Below are 26,329 nucleotides of genomic sequence, written 5' to 3' on the forward strand. Positions count from 1 at the left end.
CTCTCGGTGGGAGGGCGGGGCGGACGAGCGCGCGTAACTTTGCCACATGGATTGACGGTTGAGCGTAAGTTTCCGCCCGAGTGCGCGGTGTCGTTGTCGACCTCTCCCCGCGATTCGGGCGATCTCGGGCCTCACGTGTGGCGGTAAATTACGAACTGGATTCAGCCAACGCAACTCATTGACATACCCATGGCGCCGCTCCTACGGTCTGCACACCCCCCAGACCTTGTCCCACACACTTCACTTCTGCCTGCCGATCGGAGACCACGCGCTATGGTCCGGTTCAAGCACTTCGTCGCAGCGTCCGCCGCCCTCGCGACCCTCGGTACCCTCGCCGCGTGCGCACCGGATTCCGGTGCGAAGAACGGCGCCAACGGCGGTGGCGTCTTCACCACGGTCGACGCGAACAACCCGATCACCCCGGGCGCGCCGATGAACCCGTACAGCCCGAACGGAAACACGTTCCTCAGCTACAACTCGATGCGCCTCGGGTTCGAGAAGAAGAACCCGATGGATGCGAACGACGCCTTCCCGGGCCTCGCCAAGAGCTGGGAGATCAAGGGCGACACGCTGGTCGCGCACATGCAGCCCGACGCCAAGTGGTCCGACGGCAAGCCGGTCACCGTCGAGGACATCAAGATGTCCATGGCCATCGCGCTCACCCAGGGCACCGCGTCGGTCGGCTCGGGCCAGCTGAGTGAGGGCCTCAACGTCGCCTCCGTGACCTCCGTCGGCAAGCACGACATCGAGTTCAAGCAGGCCGCCGGAACCAACAACGCGAACTTCGCGAAGCAGATCCTGGGCCAGTCCATCGTCCCCAAGTCGGTCTACGGCCACCTCGTGCCGGCCGACATCTGGGACACCATCGCCGCAAGCCAGCAGGTGGACGCGGCCCAGGCGAAAGCCGCCCAGGCCGCCGTCGACAAGCTCAACGAGACCGGCAAGGCCATCGCGGCCTTCGCGCCGAAGAAGGACGTCTCGGCCGGCCCGTTCGTGGTCAAGCGTGTCAACCCCGGCTCGGCCATCCTCGTCCGCAACAAGTACTTCTACGACCTCGACAAGATCGCTCCGAGCCAGGTGGTCATCCGCCACTACTCCGGCAACGAGCAGATCTGGGGCTTCATGAAGAACGGTGACCTGGACGCCGCACCCTTCACCGCCATCCCCACGAACGTTCTGAACCAGATCCTGGCCAAGGGCTACAAGCGCGCCGACGGCACCTCCTACGTCAACGCCTCCATCGCCTTCAACCAGAGCAAGGCACCGTACGACAAGAAGGAGGTGCGCCAGGCCCTGGCGTACATCCTCGACCGCGAGGCCATCACCAAGGTGGGCCAGCCGGTCGGCGGCATGGCCTCCACCGCTCCCGCCGGCATGATCCGCAAGTCGACCGAGCAGTGGCTGGGCGCCGACGCGGTCGGCAAGCTCAACCCGTACGCCCACGACGAGGCGAAGGCCACCGAGCTGCTGAAGGGCGCAGGCCTGAAGCAGAAGGGCGGCAAGTGGTGCCTGGCGAACGGCAAGCAGTGGAAGATCACGCTGCAGACCGTCAACGGCTTCAGTGACTGGATCGCCGCCTCCACCGTCGTCGCCAACGAGCTCACCGCCTTCGGCATCGAGACCAAGCCGTCCCTCTCCGCCGACTTCGGCGCCTACCAGACGGACATGGCCGCCGAGAAGTTCGACGTCGGCTGGTGGCTGACCGCCGTCGGCGCCGACCCGCGCCAGAACTTCCAGCGCCTGTACGGCGAGAGCGACGGCTTCGTCGCCAACGGCGACAAGGTCACCCACACCGAGAAGAAGGGTGACGGCAACTGGATGCACGGCGACGAGACCTTCACCGTCGACGGGCAGTCCATCAACCCGGGTCAGCTCACGGCCAGCCTCGCCGGCCTCGACACCGAGGCCAAGAAGCCGGTCATCACACAGCTGGTCAAGGCCACCAACCAGGAAGTTCCCGTCATCCCGATGTGGGACTACACCAACGTGAAGTTCACCTACGACAAGAACTTCACCAACTGGCCGAAGAACGGGCAGGACGAGATCCTCGCCAACCAGCCCGGCGTGTGGATGATGCAGGGCTACATCCAGGCCAAGGGCAAGTGATCCAGGCCGGGTAACCACACCGAGCAACTACCGCACGGCGCACCACCGCGGGGCGGCAGCCGCACCAGGCCGTCGCCCCGCTCGCGCGCTGATCTACAACTACCCCCTACGACAAGGAAGGAGGTGCAGGAACGTGAAGGGACTGGCGCGCACCGTCGCGATCCGACTGGTCGGCGGCGCGGTTATGGTCTGGATCGTAGCCACGTTTACGTTCTTCCTCGTCCACGCCCTGCCCGGCAAACCGGGCGACGTGGCGTACGAGAAGTACGTCGCCATGGGAATGAACTCCCAGGAGGCCAAGGCCAAGGCATCGATCATCTACGGGTACACCTCGCAGGACCCGCTGTTCACGCAGTACACGCACTACATCAGCGACCTGCTCCACGGTCACCTCGGGATCTCGATCTCCTACAGCGGAGTGCCGGTCGCGGATGTCATCGGCGACGCCCTGCCGTGGACCGTCATCCCCATCCTGAGCGGCCTGCTGATCAGCTTCTGCATCGGTGTCAGCAGTGGTGTGGTCGCGGCGGTGAAGCGGTCGTCCCGTCTGGGCAGCGGGCTGAGCCTGGCCGCCTCGATGATCGCCGGCATCCCGTCGTTCGTGATCGCGATCCTGCTCATCACCGTCTTCTACACCAACCTGGGTGCCTTGCCGTACGGCGGCACCGTCTCCGAGACGCTCCTGGTGGACCCCGGATGGAACGTCGAGTACGTGTCGTCGGTCGCGTACCACGCGATCCTCCCGGTCGCCACGTACGTCCTCATCTCCTACGGCGGCTGGATGCTCAGCATGCGCTCCAGCGTGGTCTCCGTCCTCGGTGACGACTTCATCCTCGCTTCCGAGCTGCGCGGCATCACCCCCAGCACGCGGATGCGTTACATCGGCCGCAACGCGATCCTGCCGCTGTTCACCACCCTCGCCCTCTCGTTCGGCACCTTGTTCGGCGGAGCGATCCTGATCGAGGCCACCTTCAACTACCCCGGCGTCGGGCAACTGCTGCTGAACAGCATCGGCAAGCGCGACTACCCCCTGATGACCGGTGCCTTCCTGCTGATCACCACCGCGGTGGTGCTTGCGAACATCGTCGCGGACCTCCTCTACTCCGTGATCGACCCCCGAGTGAGGCGCTGACCATGACCACCGCGACGCTCACCAAGCCGCCCCGTCCGGCTGATGCCCCCTCCGCGAGGCGTTCCCGCTGGACCGGCATCCGGCGCGTCCTCACGCGCAAGCCCGGCCGGATCATCGGCCTGTCCATCCTGGTGTTCTTCGTCCTGATGGGCACCTTCGGCCCGATGGTCTACGGCGATCAGCTCGCCATCGACCCGGACGCGATCTATCAGTCGCCGAGCGCAGAGCACTGGCTCGGAACCGACTTCGCCGGTTCCGACGTGCTCCAGGCCACGGTCGTCGGCAGCCGCTATGTACTGCTCACCTGCTCCCTCGCCGCCCTGTTCGCCTCGACGATCGGCACCACCGTCGGGCTCCTGGCCGGCTTCCACCGCGGTTTGTCCGACTCCGCGCTGATGCGCGTCACCGACTTCGTGCTCACGGTCCCCGGCCTGCCGCTGCTCGTCGTGCTCACCACCATGTGGAAGTTCGACAGCCCGCTGGAGATGGGCTTCGTGCTCGGCGTCGTCGGCTGGGGCGGCATCGCCCGTGCCGTCCGCTCCCAGGCGCTGAGCCTGCGCGAGCGCGGCTTCCTGGAGGCCGCACGCGGCCTCGGGCTGCCCAGCCGGCACATCATCGTGCGCGAACTCCTGCCGAACATCGCCCCGTACGTGGCGATGCACCTGCTCCTGTCGGTCATCGGCTTCGTCGAGGCCCAGGTCGGGCTGTTCTTCCTCGGCATCGTGCCGTTCACCAGCACCAACTGGGGCGTGATGATCAACCAGGCGGTGTTCTCCGGAGGAGCGCTGCAGAGCCCCGAGGCGATCTTCTACCTGCTGGCCCCGCTCACCTGCATCCTGCTCCTGATCATGGGCGTGGTGCTGTTCCTGGACGCGATCGACGAGCTCTTCAACCCGCGACTGAGGGAGCGCTGATGACCACGCCGACGAAGAACGCCGCGCCCGAGGCCAGGGAGGCCGAGGTCCGTGTACGCGACCTCAGTGTCCACTACCGCATCAACGGCACGGAGTACCCGGCTGTCGCGAACGCCTCCCTCGACCTGCGCCGCGGTGAGATCACCGGTCTGGTGGGGGAGTCCGGTTCAGGCAAGTCGACCCTGGCCCTGTCCCTGATGAACGCCGTGCCCGAACCGGGCCGGATCGCAGGCGGCGCCATCCACGTCGACGGTATCGGTGACGTGACGGCGCTCAGCGCCAAGGCGATGCGGACGGTACGTGGCTCGGCGCTCGGCTACGTCTTCCAGGCGTCGCAGAACTCCATGAACCCGCTGAAGACCATCGGCAAGCAGATCCTGGACCTGGGCCGCTCGCACGACGTCGAGGACCTTCCGGGCCTGCTCTCCCGCGCCAAGCAGCTCGCCGAGCGGATGGGCCTGGACGGCAACCGCGTTCTGGACTCCTATCAGCACGAGCTGTCCGGCGGCATGCGCCAGCGCCTGGGCATCGTCTTCGCTCTCGTTCTGAACGCCAAGGTCCTCATCCTGGACGAGCCGACCACGGCTCTGGACGTACTGTCCCAGTCCGCGGTGCTGAAGATCATTCGCCAGGTGCACGAGGAGAACAACCTCAGCACCCTCATCGTCACCCACGACATGGGAGTGGTCTCGGAGCTCGCCGACAACCTGGCCGTGATGTACGGCGGCCGGATCGTCGAGCACGGCCCGATGCTGGATCTCCTCCGCAACCCCACCCACCCCTACACCAAGGCTCTGATCGGCGCCACGGCACGCATCGTCGGCGACCCGGCCGCAGCCCGCGCCCTGCCGGGCCGCCCGCCGGACCTCACCACCATCCCGAAGACGGGTTGCGTGTTCCGCGACCGCTGCGCCTTCAAGATGGACATCTGCGCCGAGGACGAGCCGCAGCTCGCGGAGCACTCGGTCGGCCACCAGCGGGCGTGCCACGCGGACGCCGCCGTGGTCAGCCCCACCACCTCGAAGGGAGACGCGTCGTGATCGAGGCGCGCGGCATCACCCGCACCTACCACTCCCGCGGGGCCTTCACCGGCGAGCGCACGGTCTACGCCCTGCGCGGCGTCGACTTCACGCTCCCCAAGGGCGGTGCCGTCGCCTTCATCGGCGAATCGGGCTGCGGCAAGACGACGCTGGGCAAGATCCTCACGGGGATCGAGACCTTCGACGGGGGCGAGCTCGTGGTCGACGGCGTGGAGCTCTCCAAGCTCTCGCCGCGCAAGCGTGCCCCGTACTTCCGCCGCATCCAGATGATCCACCAGGACCCGTACTCTGCCCTGAACCCCACCCGCACGATCGAGCAGATCCTCGGCGACCCGCTGCGGATGCGCGCGAAGGAGACGGGCGGCGCCGCTTCGGCATCCGGTGTACGGGCACGGGCCTCGGAACTCCTGGAACTGGTGGGTCTGGAGCCGGACGGGGTCCTCCCCAAGTACCCGCACCAGCTCTCGGGCGGTCAGCGCCAGCGTGTGGTCATCGCCCGCGCGCTCACCGTCGACCCCGAGGTGCTCATCGCCGACGAGGCCGTTTCGATGATCGACGTCTCGATGCGCCTGGGCATCCTCGCCCTCCTCCACGACCTGCGCGAACGCCTGGGTATCTCGCTGGTCTTCATCACCCACGACGTGGCGACGGCACGGTACGTCGGCGAGGGCGCCGAGCTGCACGTCATCTACCGCGGTCAGGTCATCGAAAGTGGCCTCACCGACGACGTCATCCAAGGGCCCGTCCACCCCTACACGCAGTGCCTGCTGTCGGCGATCCCGATCATGCGGGGTCTGGAGGAGCCCGGCCCCGACCGGCTCGCGCCACTGGCCCCGCTGGACGAGAAGGTGGCTACGGACGGCTGCCTGTTCGCACCCCGCTGCCCGTTCGCCACCGAGCGCTGCACGGCCGAACGGCCCGTCCTCGAAGCGGTGGGGGAGTCCGGGCAGCACCACGCCTGCTTCCACCCCACGGTGCGGCACGTGGTCGGTGTGGAGATCGAGCCGGCCGCCGTCTGACCTCTCGCCCCCCGGCATCGGGCGGGCCCGCTCCTTCCCTGGGTGCGGGCCCGCCCGCACCCATGTTCAGAAAGGAACCCTGTGAGAGTCCTGGGACTCAGCTCCGGCACCTCGCACGACGCGATCGACGCGGCCGTCGTCGAATTCCGCCTCGACGGCGACACCTTGCACGGCACCCTCGTCCACGCGGCTGCACACCCCTACCCGGCCGATCTGCGCGCCGAGATCCTGGACGCGCTGCCTCCGAGGGATGTGACGCTGGCCGCGGTGTGCCGCCTGGACACCCGCATCGGGCAGTCCTTCGCCGACACCGCGGCGGCGACAGCGGCCGCGGCAGGGCCGGTCGACCTGGTGTGCTCGCACGGCCAGACCCTCTACCACTGGGTGGACGACGGGACCGTGCGGGGCACCCTGCAACTCGGCCAGCCCGCCTGGATCGCCGAGCGCCTGGGCGTGCCGGTGGTGTCCGACGTACGCACCGCGGACGTGGCGGCGGGCGGCCAGGGCGCGCCCCTGGTGTCGCTCCTGGACACGCTGCTGCTCAGTGGACTGCCAGGTCCGGCGGGGGCGCTGAACCTCGGTGGGATCGCCAATCTGACATCAGTCGGCCACGGCGCGCCGGTCGCCTTCGACACCGGTCCCGCAAACGCCCTGATGGACGCGGCCGCGCTGGCCGGGACCGGCCGGCCGTACGACGAGGACGGCCGGCTCGCCGCCGCCGGACGGGTGGACCCGGCGCTGCTCGCCGCTCTGCTCGCCGAACCGTACTACCGGCGCGAGCCGCCGAAGAGCACCGGCAAGGAGCTCTTCCACGCCGACTACCTGGCCGGGCACCTGGCCGGACGTCGCCCGCTCCCGGTCGAGGACCTCCTGGCCACCCTGGCCGAGCTGACCGCACGCACGGTTGCGGACGCGGTACGGGAGCGAGGCCTGCGGACCCTCGTGATGTCCGGCGGCGGCGCGGACAACCCGGTGCTGACCGAGCGGATCGGGGCACTGCTGCCGGGGGTCGAGCTGCTGCGCTCCGACGCGCTGGGACTGCCCTCGGCCGCCAAGGAGGCGGTGGCTTTCGCGTTGCTCGGCTGGTTCACCGCGCACGGCCTGCCGGGGACGCTCCCCAGCTGCACCGGGGCGACGGGCGGACGGCTGCTGGGCCGGATCACCCCGGGCCACGGGCCGCTGCGGCTGCCGGAGCCGTTGACCGGGGCTCCGGCGGCCGCCCGCTTCAGCTGCTGACTTCGCCTTCGTGCCTGCCGGGCCCGGAGAGCGAACGACCCGTCCGGGTGGCCGAACCGCGACGCTCCTGCGGGCACGGGAGGCTGCTCAGCCCTGCGCCCCCGGCGCTGCGCCGCTGGTGTCCGAGAGGTCGACATGGATGCGCATCGCATGCCCGTACAGCTCCGCCTCGGCGCGCAGTGAGGCGCTCACGCTGGACGCCTGGCGGAAGCCGTGTCCCTCGCCCTCGAAGAGCAAGTAGCGGTGCCACAGCCCGCGTCGGGCCACTGCGTCGACGATGCGTTCGGCCTGGTCGGGACGGCAGATGAAGTCGTCCGCTCCCTGCAGCATCACCAGCGGGCTGGTGATCTGCCCGGCCTTGCGGATCGGCGACACCCGGTCGAACCGCTCCTGGTCCTCGGGCAACTTCCCGACCAGATACTCCATATAGCGGGACTCGAAGTCATGGGTCTGTCCGTAGATCCAGGTCTCCGGGTCACTGATGGGGTAGTACACCGCACCGCAGCAGAAGGTGTCGGTCGACGTCAGCGCCGCGAGTGTCGTCCAGCCACCCGCCGAGCCGCCACGGATCGCGGTGCGCGAAGGGTCCGCGAGCCCGGCGGAGGCCAGTTCCGAGGCCACCGTCACCGAGTCCTCGACGTCGGTGACACCCCAGGTGTGCCGCAGCCGGTCCCGGTAGGCGCGGCCGTAGCCGGTGGAGCCGCCGTAGTCGACGGCGGCGACGGCGAAGCCCCGGCTGCAGAAGAGCGAGAACTCCGCATCGGGGGCCGCGCCGTTGGAGTTGGTGGGCCCGCCGTGGATGTGGATCAGCAGCGGCGGCGCCTCGCCTGCCGGGCCGGTGCAGTCCGGGCTGGTGGGCGGATAGTAGACGTACTGCACCTCGCCGCCGTCCGCGGCCTTGGCGACCCGCCGCTCCGGCACCGCCCGCCAGGCGTCGTACGTGGTGTCCCGCTCACCGTTGCAGCGCACCGGAGCGCTGCCGTCGAACGGCACCCGCAGCACGGCGTGGCCGAGCGTGGGGGAGGCCGCCAGCAGTACGGCGGCATGGTCGTCGGCCCACAGGTCGGAGCCGAACTCCGTCCACTCGGGCGCCAGATCGCGCAGCGTGCCGTCGGCGGGATCCCACAGCGCGAGCCGCTGTTCACCGACGCCGTGCCGCAGCACAACTCCGGCCGAGGTGGCCGCGAACCAGCTCGCGCCGACCCGCCACAGGGCACCCGCGCACTCCCGCTCCATGGGCCGTACGCACTCGGCGTGCCAGCTCCCGTCGGACGCCCGGGTGATCCGGAAGAGGTTCGCCCAGCCGTCCGGGTCCGCCATCGCGTACAGGGTGCCGTCGGGCGCCCAAGCGGCCTGCGGTACGGACACCGCACCGCCGCCCAGCACCCGCACCGGCTCGCCCGCGACGCCGTCCACCAGCGGCGCGACCATCAACTCGGTGGTCTCCCACGGCATCTGCGGGTGGTCCCAGCCGAGCCACGCCAGGTGCCGTCCGTCCGGGCTGATCCGCGGGGTGGACAGGAAGTGGTGGGAGCGACCGACCACCCGCAGCCGGTCCGGCGCGGTGGCGGCCGAGCCGTCGAGCGGCACGGCGACGATGTCACGACGGGTGCGCGGGGCCGGATCCTCGCCCGGTTCCCGGGCTGCCTGCGTGACCTCCCGGACCAGCCAGACCTCGGTGCCACCCGGCGCGAACACCGGGTCCGCCCAGCAGGTTTCGTACTCGGGCGGATCGGCAGGAGTCAGCGGGACCGGGGTGCTCGCAACGCCCGCTCCCAGCAGGGCGGTCCCGGCCGCGTACAGCCGCTGGTCGCGATGGTCGGTGAAGACCAGCAGATGCGCGCCGCCGTCCGAGCCGGGCCGGACCGCGTACGGGCGCCCGCCGTAGCCCAGCGAACGGTTGCGCACACTGACACCCGCCGGCAGTACCGGCTCGGGGGCGTGCCCGGGGCGGGTGCGCAGCAGCCGGACGGTGGCCGTGGCCGGATCGTTGGCGCACCACCAGGTCTCCTCGCCGACGCCGGACGGCCAGCTCGTGGCCCCGGAGCCGGCCGCGGCCGAATCGGCGGTCAGCGGTGAGGGCCACTCGCCGTAGGGGAGGACACGGCGCTCGGTCATCGAAGGTCTCCTGAGAGGTCTATGCCGGCGCCGGCGCCGTCGCGGAGCAAGAGGTCGGCGGGGGTCTCGCGACGCACCATGAGGCGCGCCTGCCCGTCGCGTACGGCGACGACGGCGGGGCGCGGCTGGAAGTTGTAGTTGCTGGCCATGACGTGGTGGTAGGCGCCGGTCGCGGGCACAGCCAGCAGATCGCCGACGGCCAGGTCGGCCGGGAGCGCGATGTCGGGTACGACGATGTCGCCGCTCTCGCAGTGCCGGCCGACGACGAGGGAGTGCACGGGGCGGCCGGTGAGCCTGCGGTTGGCGGTCCAGGCGGTGTATGAGGCCTGGTAGAGGGCGGGGCGCAGAGCGTCGCTCATGCCGCCGTCGACGGAGACGAAGCGTCGCTCGAGGCCCTGCTTGACCACTCCGACTTCGTAAAGCGTGACACCGGCGGTGCCGATCAGGGAGCGGCCCGGCTCCACCGCGAGCCGAACGGAGGCAGGGTCCATCTCCTCGGCGACCCCGGCCCGCAGCGCGGCCACGAACTCGGCGGGCGCCAGCCGTTGCTGGCCGGGCACATAGGCGATTCCGGCGCCGCCGCCGAGGTCCAGTTCTTCGATGCGGATGCTGTGCCGCTCGGCGAGCATGCGGACGAATGCGGCCACCCGCGAGGCGGCCCGCCGGATGCCGGACGGGTCGAGGATCTGCGAGCCCAGGTGGGAGTGGATGCCCGTCAGACGCAACGAGGGGATGCCACTGACGGTGAGGACCGCCCGTTCGGCGAATCCACCGTTGACCGGGAAGCCGAACTTCACGTCGTCGCTGCCGGTGGCCATGTAGTCGTGGGTGTCGGCGGCGACGCCCGGCGCGATGCGCAGATACACGTCCTGGACCCGGCCGGCGTCGGCCGCGTAGCCGGCGAGCCGGTCGATCTCCTCGGCGCAGTCGACGACGATCACCCCGACGCCGTACGCCACGGCCGAGCGGAGTTCGGCGGGGAGCTTGTTGTTGCCGTGCAGCACGATGTGGGCGGGGTCGAAGCCCGCGGCGACGGCGAGTTCGAGCTCGCCGACGCTGCACACGTCCAGGTGCAGACGCTCCTCACCCACCCAGCGGACCATCTCCGGGCAGAGGAAGGCCTTGGACGCGTAGTGCACGCGGTCCGCGCCGGACTCCCGCCACTGGCGGGCCCGCTCGCGGAAGTCCGCCTCGTCCACGACGTAGAGCGGAGTGCCGCAGGCCTGGGCGAGGCCCGTCATCGGCACGGAGCCCACATGCAGTTCGCCGTCCATGTCCTTGGCGGTGAGCGGCCAGACGTCCGGTGCTTCGTCCGGGCCCGCGGCGCGGGTGGGGGCGGCGTCGGGCGCGTTGTCGGCGGATGGAACCACCTGCGTCACTCCTTCGTGAGGACGACGAGCAGGAGCAAGTCGTCGCTGGTCTGCGTGATCTGATGTTCTTCGGATGCGGCGAAGTGGCAGGCGTCGGCCGGATTCAGCACGCGCGCGGTGTCCGAGACGCGGAGCCGGCACTGTCCGGCCAGCACCACCACGAGTTCCTCTCCGGCGTGCCGGATCGGTCGGGCGTGATCGCCCGGTTCACCCCTTATCAGGCGTGAATGGAGCGCGGTTGCGTTATGGGCCGTCATGTTCCAGATTCCTTGACTGTCCGACATCGCGGTCAATCCGGGAAGCGTGGTGAAACGGGGCGGGAACGGGCTGTTGTCGGACGCGTCACCACGTTCGGCGCCGAGCAGCTCGTGCAGTTCGAGGCCCAGCACTCCGGCGAGTTGCGCCAGGCTGCGGACGGTCGGATTCGCAGAGCCGGATTCGATCTGCGAGACATATGCGGGCGAGAGACCCGACCCGGCCGCGGTGGCGGCCAGTGTCAGTCCTGCCGTCCTGCGCGCCGAGGCAACGACCTTGGCCAGTTGGGCGGTTGCCCGATCGGCTGCGGACGCCTCGACCGATGAGTCGACGGTCGTCGCGGCGGCGGCTGGAACATCCCTTGACTCAGACATGCGGTGACAGTAATACTCGCGCCACCTTAGATCAATGTATCCGCCAGCAAGTGATACTCAGGGAAGAAATCCCTGGTCGCAGCGGTGGAGTTCACGGCATGGAGGGAGGTTTTGATGTCTGTCCTGACGCCCGATCCTGTGCTCCGCCTGTTGGAGCGTGCTGCGGCCCAATGCGGTCCCGGGGCCGCTCGCCTGCACGCCGTACTCGCTGCGGACTTCCCCGCCGCACTGTCCCGGCGCCCCGCCCAGCTCCTGCGGGTCGCCGACGCGAACGCCGAGGATCTCGACCAGCTGCTCGCCATGGCGGGCTTCGCCGACACCGAGGACCTGCGTGCCTGTGCCGCCCGTGAGACGGGCCGCCGGCTGCCCGTTCCCGACCAGCGCATCGCCGACCGTGAGGGCGAGCCCGGTGACCGGACCGCGCTGCGCCGCATCCTCGCCCGGGAGCAGGAGAACCTGGCCGGCACCCTCGACGCGCTGCACGCCAACGGCGCCCTGGAACTCGCCGCCCGGGCCGTGGTCGCAGGCCGCCGCCGCTGGGTGTTCGGCGACATGAAGTCCATCGGGTACGCGGCTCTGGTTGCCGCCGATCTCTCCGCCGCGCTCCGCGACGTCACGCTCGTCCAGCCGGGAGTGGGAGCGGCCGTCACCGCGCTCGCCGACGCCGGCGACCAGGATGTACTGATCACCTTCAGCTTTCGCAGCTACAGCCGACACACCGTGCGCTTCGCCCGTGAGTTCCACGCGCTGGGCGGCACGGTCGTAGCGATCACCGACGGCTACGACAGCCCGGTGTGCGCGTACGCCACCCACGTCCTCGCGGTGAACACCCGAAGCGAGTCGCGCACCCACTCGCCGACCGCCGTCACCGCCACCGGCCATCTGCTCGCCTCACTTGCCGCGGCCGGCGCGAAGGGTGCGGCCCGTCGCGCACAGCGCCGGTACGCACTCACCTGGGCCCTGAGCGACGGCGAGAGCGCCACCCCCGCCGGCCCGCCTGAAAGGACTGCTCCGTGATCCAGGAGCCCACCGACCCCTCCGCAGAACAGTTCGCCCACCACGAGGCACTGGCCACCGACACGGTCGACCACTGCTCGCGGCTGATCCGCTTCGACACCAGCAACTACGGCGGCGGTGAGTCGCGCGGCGAGCGGGAAGCCGCCGAGTGGGTGGCCGAAGTCCTCACCGACGCCGGATACGCGCCGCAGGTCCTGGAGTCGGAGCCGCGCCGAGCCTCCACCGTGGTCCGGATCCCGGGCGCCGACCCGCTGGCCCCCGCACTGCTGGTCCACGGCCATCTGGATGTCGTGCCCGCCGAGCCCTCCGACTGGTCCTTCGATCCGTTCAGCGGCGAGATCACCGACGGCGCAGTACGCGGCCGCGGCGCCCTGGACATGAAGGACATGGACGCGATGATGCTGGCCTGCGCCACCGGATTCGCCCGCACCGGCACCCGCCCGCCGCGCGACATCGTGATGGCTTTCGTCGCCGACGAGGAGGACACCGGCGCGTACGGAGCGGGGTTCCTCGTCGACAGGCACCCCGGACTCTTCGAGGGCGTCACCGCCGCCATCAGTGAGTCCGGCGGCTACAGCGTCCATCTGCCCAACGGCCGCCGCCTCTACCCGGTCGCCACCGGCGAGCGCGGCAGCGCCTGGATGACCCTCAGCGCGCACGGCACCGCGGGCCACGGCTCCCGTCGCAACCCCGACAACGCCGTGGCCACTCTGGTACGCACCGTGGCCGAACTGGTCTCGTACACCTGGCCGGTTCATCTGATCCCGCCGGTCCGGGCGCTGCTCGACGGGCTCGGGTCGGAGCTCGGCATCACGATCGACCCGGCCGACCCGGCGAGCATCGCCCAACTCGGCGAGGCCGCCCGGCTGGTGGAGTCGACCATGTCGAACTCCCTCAACCCGACCCGACTGAACGCCGGATACAAGCACAACGTCATCCCCAGCGAAGCCACCGCCGGCATCGACGGACGGGTCCTGCCCGGCGCCGAGAAGGAGTTCTTCGCTGCCGTCGACGCGGTGCTCGGTACCAAGGTGACCCGCGAGTTCGCCAGCTGGACCGAGCCGGTCGCCGCCGACCACAACTCGCCCGAGTTCGCGGCCATGGCGGATGCCCTGCGCGCCCACGACCCGCAGGCCCTGGTCCTGCCGTTCTGCATGTCCGGCGGCACCGACGCCAAAGCCTTCGCCCGGCTGGGCATCGCCGGCTACGGCTTCGCCCCCGGCACCACCCCGCCCGGCTTCAACAGCTGGGACTACGTACACGGCGTCGACGAGCACGTCCTCACCGAAAGCCTCGCCTTCGGTGTCCGGGTCCTGGACACCTTCCTCCGGGCGGATCCCTCCGGCCCCGCAGCGGGCTGACTCAACGGCCGTCACCGGCCGCACGACAGGCGAGCCGCGCAGTATTGCCCCGGCTCGCCACAGCAAGGCAGCACACAGCACGTTCACCGGCACGACGCGGACCCCCGTGGTCCGCGCCGTACCCACGCTCCTGGAGTGGCACGAAATGACACACACAATGGTCCGCAGCGCGATACGCCGACGTGCTAGCGCACTGGCCGCCGCAGCCCTCACCGGCACTCTCGCCCTCGGCTCGGTCGCCCTGGCCCCCGGGGCCGCCGCCGACACCAAGGGCACCACTCTGCGCGCCGCGATGACCGGCAACGGCATCGACTCGCTGAACCCGTTCCTGGCGTACTTCGCCGGCTCGCTGGATGTCTTCAGCGCCGTCTACCCCTCCCTGAACTCCCTGAACACCGACGGCACCCCCGCGCCGTACCTGGCGACCAAGTGGACGCCTTCGGCCGACAAGCTCACCTGGACCTTCACCCTCCGCAAGGGACTGAAGTGGTCGGACGGCAAGCCGATCACCGCCGAGGACGCCGCCTGGACCCTCAACCTGATCCGTACGAACGAGGTGGCAGGCACTGCCAACGGCTCGCTCGTCGAGAACTTCGCCTCGGTCACCGCGCCCGACGCCACGACGCTGGTCATCAAGACCAAGAAGCCCCAGGCGAACACCCCGTTCGTGTCCATCCCCTACAGCGGTGTGCCGATCGTCCCCAAGCACGTCTGGGAAAAGCACGTCACGGACCTCAAGAACTTCAAGAACGACTCCGGCGACATCGTCGGCTACGGTCCCTGGACGCTCACGGCCTACAAGGCCGAGCAGTACGTCAAGTACGACGCCAACAAGGACTTCGTCCTCGGCGCCCCCAAGTTCGACCACCTGGTCCAGCAGCGCTACAAGGCCGTCGACGGCGCTGTCGCCGCACTGCGCAGCGGCCAGCTCGACTACGTCTCCGATCTGAATTCCACCCAGTTCAAGGCGCTGCAGAGCGACAAGCGGACCACTGCCTTCCAGAACGCCGGCCGCCGCTGGATGAGCGTGGCCCTCAACTCCGGTGCCCGTACCCGCTCCGGGAAGAAGATCGGCACCGGGAACCCGGCTCTCGCCGACGCCGCCGTGCGCCGCGCCATCGCGCTGGCGACCGACAAGCAGACTCTCGTCGACAAGGTGCTCGACGGCCTGGGCCAGGTCGGCGCGGGCTACATCCCGCCCACCTGGAAGCAGTGGGCGTGGAAGCCCGCCCCGGGCGACGAGCAGTCGTACGACATCGCTAAGGCCAACTCCCTCCTGGATGAGGCCGGTTACGCCAAGGGCAAGGACGGTATCCGTGTCTCGCCCAAGACGAAGAAGCCGCTGAAGCTGCGCCTGGGCACCCACTCCGACGCCGCCACCGACACCCAGATCGCCACCTACCTCACCGGGTGGATGAAGCAGATCGGCGTCGAGCTGACCGCCGAGCCGCTGAGCTCCACCAAGCTCAACGACGATCTCGCCAAGGGTGACTGGGACCTGCTGATGGACGGCTGGGGCACCGGCCCCGACCCGACGTACCTGCTCTCCATCCAGAACTGCGACGCGCTGCCGCTGGACGACGGCACGAGTGGCTCCACGGACTCCTTCCACTGCAACAAGGAGTTCGACAAGCTCTTCAAGCAGCAGGTCACCGAGTTCGACCCGGCGCAGCGCGCGGCGACCGTCGGCAAGATGCAGGACATCCTCTACAAGGCCGACAACAACGTCATCCTCTACTACGCCACGGGCCTGAGTGCGACGAACGCCCGCACCGTGAAGAACCTCGCGGTCGGCAAGGCGGACTCCGCGGGCGTCTACCCGATGCAGTACACCTTCGGCCAGTTCCGCAGCGCCACCCCGGTCGCCGCCGTGAAGGAAGCCTCGTCGGGTTCCACCACCCTGTGGGCCGGTATCGGAATCGGCGTGCTCGTCGTGGCGGGCCTCGCCTTCGGCATCAAGCGCCGCTCGTCGGCCGACGAGCGGGAGTAACCACCTCGCCCGCCCCGCGCGCCCGGTCGCAGCACCGGGTGCGCGGGGTCCACCAGACCGAGCAGATCGAGAACTCATGACCATTACGTCCGATACGTCCGACAGCGCGAGCGCCGTCGGCCCCGTGCCCGGGAGCGACGCGGCCGACGCCGCCTCCCGCCCGGGCTCGGGGCGGGCAGACTTCCTCCGCTTCCTGGGCACCAAGCTCGCCGCAGCCGCCGTGAGCTTCGTCATCGTCCTGGGCATCGGCTTCGTGATCTTCCAGCTGATGCCCTCGGACCCGGTCCAGACAATGACCCGCGGCCGGCCCACCAGCGATGCGCAGATGGCTCATCTGCGCCAGACACTGGGCCTGGACCAGCCGGTGTGGGAGCGCTTCCTGCACTTCGTGAACGACATCGTCCACCTGGATCTGGGCCGTTCCTGGCAGTACCAGCAGTCCGTCTCCTCGCTCATCGGCGAACGCGTCGGCCCCACTCTGCTCCTGATGGGCACGGCCACCGCGATATCCGTGGTGGTCGGCCTGTGGCTGGGGGTACGCAGCGGGTGGCGGCACGGCAGCCTCTTCGACAAGATCACCTCCTCGGCGGCGCTCACCTTCTGGTCGGTGCCCACCTATTGGCTGGGCATGATCCTGCTGATCTGGCTCAGCGTCGGCCTCGATCTGTTCCCCTCCGGCGGCATGTCCGACCCGTCGCTCGGTGCCACCGGCTTCGGTCACGTTCTCGACGTGGCCCGCCACATGGTGCTGCCGTGTCTGACGATGGTGCTTGTGGTCTTCGCCCAGTACGTGTCGATCATGCGCTCGTCGATCATCGATGAGCTGGGCAGTCCCTATCTGCTGACCGCCCGGGCCAAGGGACTTGTCGACGACGCCGTACGCCGCAAGCACGCCGTGCCCAACGCGCTGCTTCCCTCCGTCACCGTGATCTTTCTTCACCTGGGCACGATGGTCGGCGGTGCGATCACGGTCGAGACCGTCTTCAGCTGGCCGGGTCTCGGCTCGCTGACCATCGAGGCACTCAAGGTGCCCGACATCCCCGTACTGCAGGGCACGTTCATCATCTTCAGCGCCAGTGTGATCCTGATGAACCTCCTCGCCGACGTGCTCTACCGCTTCCTCGACCCCCGGGTGCGTGTGCGATGACGACTTCTGACACCACTGACATCACCGCCGCGGCCACCCCGGCCGGTTCGCCTCCCCGGCTGGCCTCCGTCGGCCGCTTCGCGCGCGCCTATGCCAAGCGCCCGTCCGGTCTCGTCGGCCTGGGCATCCTGCTCGTCGCCACGATCCTCGCGCTCTGCGCCCCGCTCTTCATAGGTCCCGAGCAGCTCGACGTCACCAAGGTCGACGGCCCGCTGCTCTCCGCGCCCGGCTCCGGCTACCTCCTCGGCACCGACCAGGCCGGCCGCTCCGTGGTGGACCTGCTGATCTGGGGTTCGCGCTCCTCGCTGTCCATCGGCGTCATCGCCACCGTGCTCACCATGGTGCTCGGCTCCACGATCGGACTGCTCGCAGGCCACTACCCGGGCAAGCTCGGCAAGGCCCTGATGCATGTCACCGACTGGTTCATCGCGCTGCCCAGCCTGCCGTTGGCCATCTCCCTCGCCGCGGTCCTGGGGCAGGGCACGGCGTCCATCACCATCGCCATCGCAGTGACCTCCTGGACATCCACCGCCCGCCTGGTTCGCGCCCAGACCCTCGCCGTGGAGGCCCGCCCGTTCATCGAGCGCGCCAAGGTCCTCGGTGCGGGCAACCGTCAGGTGATGGTCCGTCATGTACTGCCGAACGTGGCCCCGTTGATCCTGGTCTCCGCCACCCTCACCGTCGCCTCGGCGATCCTCTCCGAGGCCACCCTGACCTTCCTCGGTCTCGGCGACCCGACCGGAGTCTCCTGGGGTTCCATGCTCAATGCCGCCTTCTACCAGGGCGCCATGACCTCTGGTGCCTGGTGGTACGTCGGCACGCCCGGCATCGCGATCCTTCTCGTCGTCCTCGGCTTCACCCTCACCGGGCGCGCCGTGGAACACGTCCTCAACCCGCGGATGGTGGGCTGACCATGACCCTGCTCGACGTACGCGACCTCTCCGTCACCTACCGCGACGGCGACAGCCTCATCCCCGCCGTGCGCGGTGTCAGCTTCACCCTGGACCGGGGCGAGACCCTCGGCGTGGCCGGCGAGTCCGGCTCCGGCAAGTCCACCATGGTGCTCAGCCTGCTACGGCTGCTGCCCAAGAGCGCCAAGGTCACCGGACAGGTGTTGTACGAAGGCGAGGACCTGCTCACCGCCAAGTGGTCCGCACTGCGCACCGTGCGCTGGAACGGCGCATCCGTGGTCTTCCAGGGCGCCATGAGCGCCCTCAACCCGGTGCGCCCCATCGGCGAGCAGATCTGCGAGCCGATCCTGCTCCACGAGAAGGTGTCCCCGCGCACCGCCCGCGAACGCGCCGCCGAACTGCTCGACAGCGTCGGCATATCGCGGCAGCGCATGGGCAGTTACCCGCACGAGTTCTCCGGCGGCCAGCGTCAGCGCATCATGATCGCCATGGCGCTCGCCTGCCGCCCTGACCTGATCATCGCCGACGAGCCCACCACCGCCCTCGATGTGATGGTCCAGGCGCAGATCATGGAGCTCTTCACCGAGCTGGTACGGAACTCCGGGGTCGGCGTCATCATGATCAGCCACGACCTCTCGGTGCTCTCCGAGATGTGCGGACGGCTCGCCGTGATGTACGCCGGCGAGATCGTCGAGACCGGCCCCTCGCAGCAGGTCATCGAAGATCCCCGGCACCCGTACACCGACGCACTGGCCAGGGCGTTCCCCACCATCGGCGACCCCGCGTCCCGCTTCGCGCCCTCCGGACTGCCAGGCGACCCGCCGGACGTCTCGGCGCTCGGCGCGGGCTGCGCCTTCGTCCCGCGCTGTGTGCACGCCGTCGACGTCTGCCGTACGAAGGCCGTCGAGCTGTGGCCCGCGGGCGATCGGCGCAGCGCCGCCTGTCTGCGCGTTCTGGACGCCCACACCCCCGTAACCGAAGGGAGCCAGGCATGAGCACCGCCGCCCCGGCCCTGGAGGTCAGCGACCTCCGCATCACCTACCCGGCGCGCGCAGGCCGTGGGCCCGCCCGCGCCGTGGACGGCGCCAACCTGACCGTCGGCCAGGGCGAGATCGTCGCCCTGATCGGCGAGTCGGGCTGCGGCAAGTCCACCCTCGCCCGCGCGCTCGTCGGCCTCATCAGGCCCACCAGCGGCGAGATCCGCTACCAGGGCAAGCCCCTCACCTACTCGGCCCGGGCGCTCAAGGAGTACCGCCGCCATGCCCAGCTGGTACTCCAGGACCCGGGCGGCGCCCTCAACCCGCGGCAGAACGTGTACGACGCCGTCGCCGAGGGACCCCGGCTGCACGGCACCACGGAGGAGCTCAACGCCCGTGTGAACACGGCTCTTTCGCGTGCCGGGCTGCGTCCTCCGGAGCGGTTCCTGCACCGCTTCCCGCACGAGATGTCCGGTGGTCAGCAGCAGCGCGTCGTCATCGCGGGCGCCCTGGCCCTGAACCCCTCGGTGATCGTCGCCGACGAGCCGGTCGCATCCCTGGACGCCTCGGTGCGCGGCGAGATCCTCAAGCTGATTCTCGAACTCCGTGACAGCCTCGGCCTGTCCGCCCTCGTCGTCAGCCACGACCTGGGCCTGGCCTGGAACATCGCCGACCGGGTCGCCGTGATGTATCTCGGCCGGATCGTCGAGGTCGGCACCGTCGAGGAAGTGCTGCTGCACCCCAAGCACCCGTACACCAAGGCCCTGCTCTCGGTGCTGCCCGAGGCCGGACGCGACCAGCGGCCGACCGTACTGACCGGCGAGCCCCCGGACCCGACCCGTATCCCGTCCGGCTGCCGCTTCCACCCGCGTTGCCCGCTCTGGCCGGAACTGGAGGGTGCCGAGCGGGCCGCCGCCGGCTGCGACACACGCGAGCTGCCCGTACTGACCGCCGACCCGGCGCCCGCCCAGGCGGCCTGCCATCTCGCCCATGGCCGCTGACCCCGCGCTTGTCGTACGCGACGTCGAAGGTTCTGCCGCCATGGCGGCGTGCATCGGCCTGTACACCGAGGTGATGGGGCTGCGGCCGTCGGACGGGGGCCTCAACCCCCGCCTGCTGACCGCGCTCCAGTCCAACGGGGGCATCGTCGTCGCCGCCTACGAGAGCGACGGCGACCTGGCGCGGCCGGTCGGATTCGCATACAGCTTCCTCGCCCGCGAGGGGGGCGGCGAGCTGTTCCAGTTCTCGCAGCTCGCCGTGGTCGCCCGCCACCTCCAGGGGCAGGGGGTGGGCCGGCTCCTCAAGCACGCCCAGCGCGAGCGGACCCTGGCCATGGGGCTGACCCGTATCCGCTGGTCCTACGACCCCCTGAAGACCCGTAACGCGCACTTCAATCTGGATGTGCTCGGCGGGCGGGTCCGCGTACTCAAACCGTCGATGTACGGCGGCGAGGGCTTCGGCGACGACGCGGGCGAGCCCACCGACCGGTTCCTCCTCGACTGGGACCTGACGCGACCGGCCATGGTCCAGCCCGGACTCCCCGACCGAGCTTGGCAACCCGGCGAGTGTCTGGCCCAGGGCGACGACCTGCTGATCGCCGTACCCGCCCGCTGGGATCTGCACCGCACCGCCGTAGGAGCGCCCGCCGCCGCCGCACTGCGCACCTCGCTCAGGGAAACTTTCACCGAGGCCCTGGCCACCCATGTCGGGGTCTCCTGCCTGCGTGTGACCGACGACCTCGCGGTATACCGGTTCGTCCCGCGCGGCACCGACCAGGAGGGCGCCTCATGACGATCACCATCACCGAGATCGAACTCTCCCTTGTGCGGCTGGACTTGATCCATGAGTTCGAGACCAGCTCCCACCGCAAGTCGCACCTCGACCACATCGTGGTCAGGGCGACCGCATCCGACGGCACGGTCGGCTGGGGCGAGTGTGCCTCGCCCAGCGACCCGTACTACTGCAGCGAATCCACCGAGAGCTGCTGGTACGTACTGAGCGAGCACCTCGCTCCCATGGTCGTGGGCCGCCCGTGGGAGCACCCCGACGACGCGGCGGGCCTCACCACTCGCCTCTCGGGCAACCACTTCGCCCGCGCCGGGCTCGACATGGCCTGCTGGGACCTGTACGGGCAGGCCCGCGGCGAGACCCTCTCCACCCTCGTCGGCGGCACGGCCGAGAGGATCAGCGCGGGTGTCAGTCTCGGCATCGAGCCGACCGTCGACGCTCTCCTGGACCAGGTCGCCCGGCATGTCGGCGACGGCTACCGCCGCATCAAGCTAAAGTGCCGCCCGGGCTGGGACCTCGAGCCGGTACGGGCGGTACGGGCGGCCTTCCCCGGTATCGCCCTCCAGGTCGACGCCAACACCGGCTACCGGGCCGACTCCGCAGAGCACCTGGCCGCCCTCACCGCCCTCGACGACCAGGGCCTGCTGATGATCGAGCAGCCCTTCGCCGAGGACGACCTGCTCGGCCATGCCGGCCTCGCCGCCCGGCTCGACACGCCCGTCTGTCTCGACGAGTCGATCACCTCACCCGCCGTACTGGCCACCGCACTGCACCTGGGCGCCGCCGACATCGTCAACATCAAGGTGTCCCGGCTCGGCGGAATCGGACCGTCCGTCGCGGTGCACGACGTGTGCCGCGAGGCCGGAATCCCGGTGTGGTGCGGGGGAATGCACGAGTTCGGCATCGGGCGCGCGGCCAACCTCGCCGTCGCCTCGCTGCCGGGCTTCACGCTGCCCTCGGACGTCTCCGGCTCCGACAAGTACTACCGCCAGGACATCGTCACCCCGCCGATCCGCGCCACCGAGGGCCTGGTCCCGGTGCCCGACGCCCGCCCGGGCCTCGGTGTCCATGTCGACGAGTCCCTGATCCGGGCGAACCGGTTGCGGCACGCCGTACTGAAGGAAGGCTGAGCCGATGCGCTTCGACGCCGAGCAACTGCGAGAGCGGGCACTCGCCCGCCTGGAGACCCTGGTCATGGCCGAGAGCCCATCCGGTGAACCCGAACTCCTCCGGATCGTCAACGCCGATCTGGAGCAGGCATATCGGGCTCTCGGAGCCCGGGTCACCCGCGAGAGCGGACCGCACGGCGACCACCTGGTCTGCGAGTGGCCGGGCACCCTCGATGACGCACACATACTCCTCATCGGCCACAGCGACACCGTCCTTCCCGTCGGCACCACCGTCGAGCGCCCCTTCACGCTCCACGAGGACGGCGACACCGTCACCGGCCCCGGCGTGTACGACATGAAGGGCTCCCTCGTCGCCATCGAGCTGGCCTTCGCTCTCCTTCGCGAACAGGGCCTCTCCCCGTCCCGCCCGGTGCGCCTGGTCGTCGTCAACGACGAGGAGATCGGGTCCCCGGACGGCCGCCGTATCATCGCCGCCCACGCCGAGGGCGCCATCGCAGCCCTCGGCTTCGAACCGCCGCTGCCCGGCGGCACACTGAAGACCGGCAGGCGGGGAGTGGCCCGGGTGCGCATCGAGGTCCAGGGCGTGGAGGCACACGCCGGGCTCGACGCCTCGCTCGGCACCTCCGCGATCGACGAGCTCATCGACCAGATCGCCGCTGTACGGGGGGCCGTCCCGGCGCCACCCGCCGCCGAGTTCAACATCGGCACCATCAGCGGCGGCACCCGCGCCAACGTCGTCGCGGGTACGGCTTCGGCCGAGGTCGGCCTGCGCTTCGCCACGCCTGCCGCCGAGGCTGCCGTACTCGGCGCCCTCGACGCCCTCACTCCGGTCCGCCCCGGCGCAAAGGTGACCGTCACCCGGCTGTCGTACCGCCCCGCCTGGGAGCGCGATCCGGAAAACCCCCTCGCCGCGCGACTTGCCTCGCTCGCCGCCGAGCGGGGCACCGATCTGCTCACCGGCACCTCGGGCGGCGCCGGTGACACCAATCTCACCGGTTCGCTCGGCATCCCCACCGCCGACGGCCTCGGCCCGGACGGTGCGGGCGCCCACTCCATGTCCGAACGCGCCTCGGTCGCCTCACTGCTGGACCGCGCCGCTCTGCTCGCCGCCTACCTCATCGCACCCGAGGAGTCCGCATGACCTCCCCCGAAAACACCGGCCTGCTCCGCCCGCCCGCTCTCGGAGCAGGTGACCGGGTCGCCGTCACCGCCGCCTCGGGCGCGCCGCGCGCCGAGGACCTGGAGAAGGGCGTCGCGGCCCTGGAGAGTCTCGGCCTGATCGTCGACGTGCTGCCCTCGGCGCGCGCCGCCGGCGTCCCTCTCGACTATCTCGCGGGCGACGACGCCACCCGCGCCGCCGACCTCACCACCGCTCTCACCGACCCCCGCTACCGTGCCGTCTTCATGGCCCGCGGCGGATACGGCGCCCAACGCACCCTGGAGGGTGTCGACTTCGCTTCCCTGGGCACCCCCACGCCGCGTGTGCTCGTCGGCTACTCGGACGTCACCGCGCTCATCGAGGCGGTCTCGGTGCACCTGGGCTGGGTGTCGCTGTTCGGCCCGATGCCCGTCTCGGACGACTTCACCCCTGGTTCGTACGCCTTCGACTCCTTGGCCAGGACCCTCTTCACCCCCTCCGAGGCCACCCTTCTCACCTTCCCTGCGGCCCGCACCCTGGTGGGCGGCACGGCCGAGGGCATCACGCTCGGCGGCACCGCGAGCCTGCTCTGCTCCTCGCTCGCGACCCCCACCTCGCGCCCGGCACGCGGCGGCATCCTCCTCCTGGAGGACGTCGACGAGGAGCCGTACCGGCTGGACCGCATCCTCACCCAGCTGCGCAGGTCCGGCTACCTCGACGGGGTCGCGGGCATCGTCTGCGGCACCTTCACCGGCTGTGGTGACCCGGCCGAGATCGACGCCCTGCTCATCGACCGGCTCGGCGATCTCGGCGCCCCCGTCCTGGCCGGCGCCGACATCGGCCACGGCGTCCCGATGCAGACCTTCCCGGTCGGCGTCCGGGCCCGCCTCGACGCCGACGGGGGCACGCTCACCTTCGACGGACCGGTGCTCGCCTGAACGGACCGACGGCGGTCAAGGTGCCCTTCGGGCGGTGACCGGGAACATCGGACGGAGAAGTGCAGAGGCGGCGGGGAGAAGAGTTCCTCGCCGCTTCGGCATGTCCTGACCAGGTCTGATCATTCGTCGGCGACCGCTGCACCGGACGCGATACGGACCACCGCTCATTCAGTTGAAGTTCTTCACTCTGAAGGGTTGTTTTCAATCTAGTGAAGCTCTTCAATATGACCAAGCCCGGGTCGCCGAGCCCGCACATGCTCCGCCGAAGCGCTTGTCGTTCCACGGCGAAGCTCCTTCCGTCCCCACGCCACTGAGGCAGGTCGAAGCTGTGAGTGACGCAACCTACGTACCCCAGGACGGTCAGCCGGATCTGGACGCGCTCGTCGCCACAGTGGGAATCCAGATCAAGGCACTGCGCAAGCAGGCCGGTTACACCCTCGACGACCTCAGCCGAGGATCCGGTGTGAGTACCGGCCTCATCAGCCAGATCGAACGAGGCAAGGGCAATCCGTCCTTTGCCACCCTGGTCCAGATCGCGCACGGGCTGGACATCCCCATCGGCAGGCTCTTCCACCTGACCGAACAGATCAGCCCCGTGGTGCGGCGTGCCGAACGGCGCACTCTCGATTTCCACGGCACCGATGGACCCGACGACGCCAGCTACGAGCTGCTCACCCCTACGCTGAACGGCGCGCTCGAGGTCCTCTGGGTCGAGACCCAGCCGGGGCATGACACCAGCAGCACCCCCTTCCGCCACAACGGCGAAGAGTTCGGGATCGTTCTCTCCGGCGTCAAGGACGTCTATCTCGACGGCGTCCGGCACCGGCTCGAGGCCGGTGACTCGATCACGTACTCGTCGAGCGTCCCTCACTGGTACGCCAACCCCGGCGACGAGCCGTCCACTTCCGTCTGGGTCATCACCCCGCCCAGCTGGTAGGCCGCGGCCTCCGCCGTACTCCGCTCCCTCAACGCCCCGGCCGTCGGCCCGGGCGCAGGTCCCGCACGGCCTGAGCCGTGCGCCTTTCACCGCGAGGTGCCCCCGCTATGGCATCGCTCCACGAAAGATCAGCTACCGCAGTCCGTACTCCCCTCTCCCAGCGGCGCGCACTGCTGGCCCTCGGCGGCGGCAACGCCGTCGAGTGGTACGACTGGATGGTCTACGGCCTGCTCGCGTCCTCCATAGGACCGCAGTTCTTCCCCTCCACCGACGACCTGTCATCCACCATGTCCGCCCTGGCCGTCTTCGCGGTGGGGTTCGCCGCCCGGCCACTGGGCGCCATCGTGTTCGGCACCCTGGCCGACCGGCTGGGCAGGCGGCTGGTCATGCTGCTGTCCATCGGATCGATGGTCCTCACCACCACCGTCATCGCAGTGCTGCCCACCCACGCGGTCATCGGCGTGTGGGCAGGCGTGATCCTCCTCGCCTGCCGGATCCTGCAAGGGCTGTCCACCGGCATCGAGGCACCGCTCAACTCCGCCTACATCGTGGAGATGGCGCCGGAGGGCCGCACCGCCCGCTTCGGCAGCATCATCAGCATCTACGTCCAGGTCGGCATCGTTGCGGCATCACTGGTCTGCTTCCTCACCAGCGAGGCCGTCGGCCCCGAGGCCATGGGTGACTGGGGCTGGCGCATCCCGTTCGTGATCGGCGCGTTGGGCGGCCTCTTCTTCCTCTGGCTGCGCCGCTCCCTGCCGGAGACCCTGCACACCGCGGCCGAGGCCGCGGACCCCGACACCACCGGGAAGCCCCGGAAGACGAGGGAGGTGTGGGCAGAGGTCGCCCACCACAAGCTGGCGCTGCTCACCATCATCTTCGTCGTCGCGGCAGCCCAGGCGATCAACTACACCTGGACCACCGGGCTGCCCAACCTGGCCCGCTCCGCATACGCGGAGGACCCCAGCACCGTGTTCGCGGTCACCACCCTGTCGGGTGTGGTCGTCGGCGCGCTCTACCCTCTGGTCGGCCGGCTCGCCGACCGGAAGCGGATCTCGCGGACGTTCATCGTCACTCGCCTCGCGGTCGTCCCCCTGGTGTTCGTCGTCCTCGCCTACCAGGGGAAGGGGATGACCACCTTCGCCCTCGTGATGCTGGCGGGCGCCCCGGTACTGGCCTTCACGATGGGCCTCTACAACACGGTGTCCGCCACCTTGATGCCGACGAGCTGTCGCGTCACCGGCGTCGGTCTCGGCTACGCAGTCGGCGTCGCCGGCTTCGGCGGCACCGCCCCGTACGTCCTGCTGTGGCTGCAGGACGCCGGCGCCGGATGGGCCTTCCCCGTCTACGTCGCCGTGCTGTGCCTGCTCAGCGTTCTGCTCTACATGCTCGCCTTCCGCCGCGGTTCCGTTCGCGCCGGAAGCTGAAAGGAGT

22 protein-coding genes are annotated in these 26,329 nt (G+C 69.8%); 19 read left to right on the forward strand and 3 right to left on the reverse strand.

The genetic code is table 11. The features are described from left to right. Positions 1-273 precede the first annotated feature (273 nt). The 6 genes from OHA03_RS29045 (at position 274) to OHA03_RS29070 (ending at position 7,447) form a co-directional block, all read left to right on the forward strand. The gene (locus OHA03_RS29045) at positions 274-2,106 is read left to right on the forward strand and encodes an ABC transporter substrate-binding protein (RefSeq protein WP_267006684.1); all 1,833 of its coding nucleotides are present in this window, start codon (positions 274-276) and stop codon (positions 2,104-2,106) included. 133 nt (positions 2,107-2,239) lie between these two features. Beyond that, positions 2,240-3,238 carry an ABC transporter permease gene (locus tag OHA03_RS29050; RefSeq protein ID WP_267006685.1) on the forward strand — a complete coding sequence of 333 codons (999 nt, stop codon included), beginning with the start codon at positions 2,240-2,242 and terminating at the stop codon, positions 3,236-3,238. A 2-nt stretch (positions 3,239-3,240) separates the two neighbouring features. Beyond that, positions 3,241-4,152: an ABC transporter permease gene (locus OHA03_RS29055; RefSeq protein WP_267006686.1), complete on the forward strand. Its 912-nt coding sequence runs from the start codon at positions 3,241-3,243 to the stop codon at positions 4,150-4,152. Continuing rightward, the gene (locus tag OHA03_RS29060) at positions 4,152-5,192 is read left to right on the forward strand and encodes an ABC transporter ATP-binding protein (RefSeq protein ID WP_267006687.1); all 1,041 of its coding nucleotides are present in this window, start codon (positions 4,152-4,154) and stop codon (positions 5,190-5,192) included. The genes OHA03_RS29055 and OHA03_RS29060 overlap by 1 nt, the downstream gene beginning before the upstream one ends. Further along, the gene (locus OHA03_RS29065; RefSeq protein ID WP_267006688.1) at positions 5,189-6,211 is read left to right on the forward strand and encodes an ABC transporter ATP-binding protein; all 1,023 of its coding nucleotides are present in this window, start codon (positions 5,189-5,191) and stop codon (positions 6,209-6,211) included. Before OHA03_RS29060 ends, OHA03_RS29065 begins: the two co-directional genes overlap by 4 nt. An 81-nt stretch (positions 6,212-6,292) precedes the next feature. Next, entirely contained in the window at positions 6,293-7,447 is a 1,155-nt protein-coding gene (locus tag OHA03_RS29070; protein ID WP_267006689.1) for an anhydro-N-acetylmuramic acid kinase, read from the forward strand. Between the two features lie 87 nt (positions 7,448-7,534). Here OHA03_RS29070 and OHA03_RS29075 read toward each other — a convergent pair whose 3' ends face one another. From OHA03_RS29075 to OHA03_RS29085, 3 genes are read right to left on the reverse strand one after another with little or no spacing between them, the layout of a single operon-like run. Next, the gene (locus tag OHA03_RS29075; RefSeq protein ID WP_267006690.1) at positions 7,535-9,565 is read right to left on the reverse strand and encodes a prolyl oligopeptidase family serine peptidase; all 2,031 of its coding nucleotides are present in this window, start codon (positions 9,563-9,565) and stop codon (positions 7,535-7,537) included. Continuing rightward, positions 9,562-10,935, reverse strand: coding sequence for a diaminopimelate decarboxylase (lysA, locus tag OHA03_RS29080; RefSeq protein ID WP_267006691.1), 1,374 nt, complete (start codon positions 10,933-10,935; stop codon positions 9,562-9,564). Before lysA ends, OHA03_RS29075 begins: the two co-directional genes overlap by 4 nt. Positions 10,936-10,940: 5 nt before the next feature. Beyond that, entirely contained in the window at positions 10,941-11,564 is a 624-nt protein-coding gene (locus OHA03_RS29085; RefSeq protein ID WP_267006692.1) for a helix-turn-helix domain-containing protein, read from the reverse strand. A gap of 114 nt (positions 11,565-11,678) precedes the next feature. Between OHA03_RS29085 and OHA03_RS29090 the strand changes: the two genes are divergently transcribed. The 13 genes from OHA03_RS29090 (at position 11,679) to OHA03_RS29150 (ending at position 26,322) form a co-directional block, all read left to right on the forward strand. Next, positions 11,679-12,581, forward strand: coding sequence for a MurR/RpiR family transcriptional regulator (locus tag OHA03_RS29090; RefSeq protein WP_267006693.1), 903 nt, complete (start codon positions 11,679-11,681; stop codon positions 12,579-12,581). Next, on the forward strand, positions 12,578-13,942 hold the full coding sequence (locus OHA03_RS29095; protein WP_267006694.1) for a M20/M25/M40 family metallo-hydrolase: 1,365 nt from the start codon (positions 12,578-12,580) through the stop codon (positions 13,940-13,942). Before OHA03_RS29090 ends, OHA03_RS29095 begins: the two co-directional genes overlap by 4 nt. A gap of 145 nt (positions 13,943-14,087) precedes the next feature. After that, on the forward strand, positions 14,088-15,932 hold the full coding sequence (locus OHA03_RS29100; protein ID WP_267006695.1) for an ABC transporter substrate-binding protein: 1,845 nt from the start codon (positions 14,088-14,090) through the stop codon (positions 15,930-15,932). 76 nt (positions 15,933-16,008) lie between these two features. Then, positions 16,009-17,079, forward strand: coding sequence for an ABC transporter permease (locus tag OHA03_RS29105; protein ID WP_267006696.1), 1,071 nt, complete (start codon positions 16,009-16,011; stop codon positions 17,077-17,079). Next, positions 17,076-17,990, forward strand: coding sequence for an ABC transporter permease (locus OHA03_RS29110; RefSeq protein ID WP_267006697.1), 915 nt, complete (start codon positions 17,076-17,078; stop codon positions 17,988-17,990). The genes OHA03_RS29105 and OHA03_RS29110 overlap by 4 nt, the downstream gene beginning before the upstream one ends. Positions 17,991-17,992: 2 nt before the next feature. Next, positions 17,993-18,985, forward strand: coding sequence for an ABC transporter ATP-binding protein (locus OHA03_RS29115; RefSeq protein WP_267006698.1), 993 nt, complete (start codon positions 17,993-17,995; stop codon positions 18,983-18,985). Next, the gene (locus OHA03_RS29120) at positions 18,982-19,968 is read left to right on the forward strand and encodes an ABC transporter ATP-binding protein (protein ID WP_267006699.1); all 987 of its coding nucleotides are present in this window, start codon (positions 18,982-18,984) and stop codon (positions 19,966-19,968) included. The genes OHA03_RS29115 and OHA03_RS29120 overlap by 4 nt, the downstream gene beginning before the upstream one ends. Further along, the gene (locus tag OHA03_RS29125; protein WP_267006700.1) at positions 19,958-20,758 is read left to right on the forward strand and encodes a hypothetical protein; all 801 of its coding nucleotides are present in this window, start codon (positions 19,958-19,960) and stop codon (positions 20,756-20,758) included. The genes OHA03_RS29120 and OHA03_RS29125 overlap by 11 nt, the downstream gene beginning before the upstream one ends. Further along, positions 20,755-21,885, forward strand: a complete 1,131-nt coding sequence (menC, locus tag OHA03_RS29130; protein WP_267006701.1) for an o-succinylbenzoate synthase — start codon at positions 20,755-20,757, stop codon at positions 21,883-21,885. Before OHA03_RS29125 ends, menC begins: the two co-directional genes overlap by 4 nt. A 4-nt stretch (positions 21,886-21,889) precedes the next feature. Then, positions 21,890-23,026, forward strand: a complete 1,137-nt coding sequence (locus OHA03_RS29135) for a M20/M25/M40 family metallo-hydrolase (protein ID WP_267006702.1) — start codon at positions 21,890-21,892, stop codon at positions 23,024-23,026. Further along, the gene (locus OHA03_RS29140; protein ID WP_267006703.1) at positions 23,023-23,961 is read left to right on the forward strand and encodes an LD-carboxypeptidase; all 939 of its coding nucleotides are present in this window, start codon (positions 23,023-23,025) and stop codon (positions 23,959-23,961) included. The genes OHA03_RS29135 and OHA03_RS29140 overlap by 4 nt, the downstream gene beginning before the upstream one ends. 328 nt (positions 23,962-24,289) lie before the next feature. Then, positions 24,290-24,898, forward strand: a complete 609-nt coding sequence (locus OHA03_RS29145; protein WP_052189904.1) for a helix-turn-helix domain-containing protein — start codon at positions 24,290-24,292, stop codon at positions 24,896-24,898. Positions 24,899-25,005: 107 nt separating this feature from the next. Beyond that, complete coding sequence (locus tag OHA03_RS29150; protein WP_267006704.1) at positions 25,006-26,322, forward strand: MFS transporter; 1,317 nt, start codon at positions 25,006-25,008, stop codon at positions 26,320-26,322. The last annotated feature ends 7 nt before the right edge of the window (positions 26,323-26,329 follow it).

It is taken from the genome of Streptomyces sp. NBC_00154 (assembly GCF_026342835.1).
Lineage (GTDB): Bacteria > Actinomycetota > Actinomycetes > Streptomycetales > Streptomycetaceae > Streptomyces.

Excerpts from the sequence above, each read along its gene's own strand:
- OHA03_RS29045 (WP_267006684.1), top strand. The coding sequence starts at position 274 with ATGGTCCGGTTCAAGCACTTCGTCGCAGCGTCCGCCGCCCTCGCGACC.
- OHA03_RS29100 (WP_267006695.1), top strand. The coding sequence starts at position 14,088 with ATGACACACACAATGGTCCGCAGCGCGATACGCCGACGTGCTAGCGCA.
- OHA03_RS29150 (WP_267006704.1), top strand. The coding sequence starts at position 25,006 with ATGGCATCGCTCCACGAAAGATCAGCTACCGCAGTCCGTACTCCCCTC.
- OHA03_RS29125 (WP_267006700.1), top strand. The coding sequence starts at position 19,958 with ATGGCCGCTGACCCCGCGCTTGTCGTACGCGACGTCGAAGGTTCTGCC.
- OHA03_RS29060 (WP_267006687.1), top strand. The coding sequence starts at position 4,152 with ATGACCACGCCGACGAAGAACGCCGCGCCCGAGGCCAGGGAGGCCGAG.
- menC (WP_267006701.1), top strand. The coding sequence starts at position 20,755 with ATGACGATCACCATCACCGAGATCGAACTCTCCCTTGTGCGGCTGGAC.
- OHA03_RS29140 (WP_267006703.1), top strand. The coding sequence starts at position 23,023 with ATGACCTCCCCCGAAAACACCGGCCTGCTCCGCCCGCCCGCTCTCGGA.
- OHA03_RS29090 (WP_267006693.1), top strand. The coding sequence starts at position 11,679 with ATGTCTGTCCTGACGCCCGATCCTGTGCTCCGCCTGTTGGAGCGTGCT.
- OHA03_RS29105 (WP_267006696.1), top strand. The coding sequence starts at position 16,009 with ATGACCATTACGTCCGATACGTCCGACAGCGCGAGCGCCGTCGGCCCC.
- OHA03_RS29115 (WP_267006698.1), top strand. The coding sequence starts at position 17,993 with ATGACCCTGCTCGACGTACGCGACCTCTCCGTCACCTACCGCGACGGC.
- OHA03_RS29055 (WP_267006686.1), top strand. The coding sequence starts at position 3,241 with ATGACCACCGCGACGCTCACCAAGCCGCCCCGTCCGGCTGATGCCCCC.
- OHA03_RS29135 (WP_267006702.1), top strand. The coding sequence starts at position 21,890 with ATGCGCTTCGACGCCGAGCAACTGCGAGAGCGGGCACTCGCCCGCCTG.
- OHA03_RS29085 (WP_267006692.1), bottom strand. The coding sequence starts at position 11,564 with ATGTCTGAGTCAAGGGATGTTCCAGCCGCCGCCGCGACGACCGTCGAC.
- OHA03_RS29075 (WP_267006690.1), bottom strand. The coding sequence starts at position 9,565 with ATGACCGAGCGCCGTGTCCTCCCCTACGGCGAGTGGCCCTCACCGCTG.
- OHA03_RS29110 (WP_267006697.1), top strand. The coding sequence starts at position 17,076 with ATGACGACTTCTGACACCACTGACATCACCGCCGCGGCCACCCCGGCC.
- OHA03_RS29120 (WP_267006699.1), top strand. The coding sequence starts at position 18,982 with ATGAGCACCGCCGCCCCGGCCCTGGAGGTCAGCGACCTCCGCATCACC.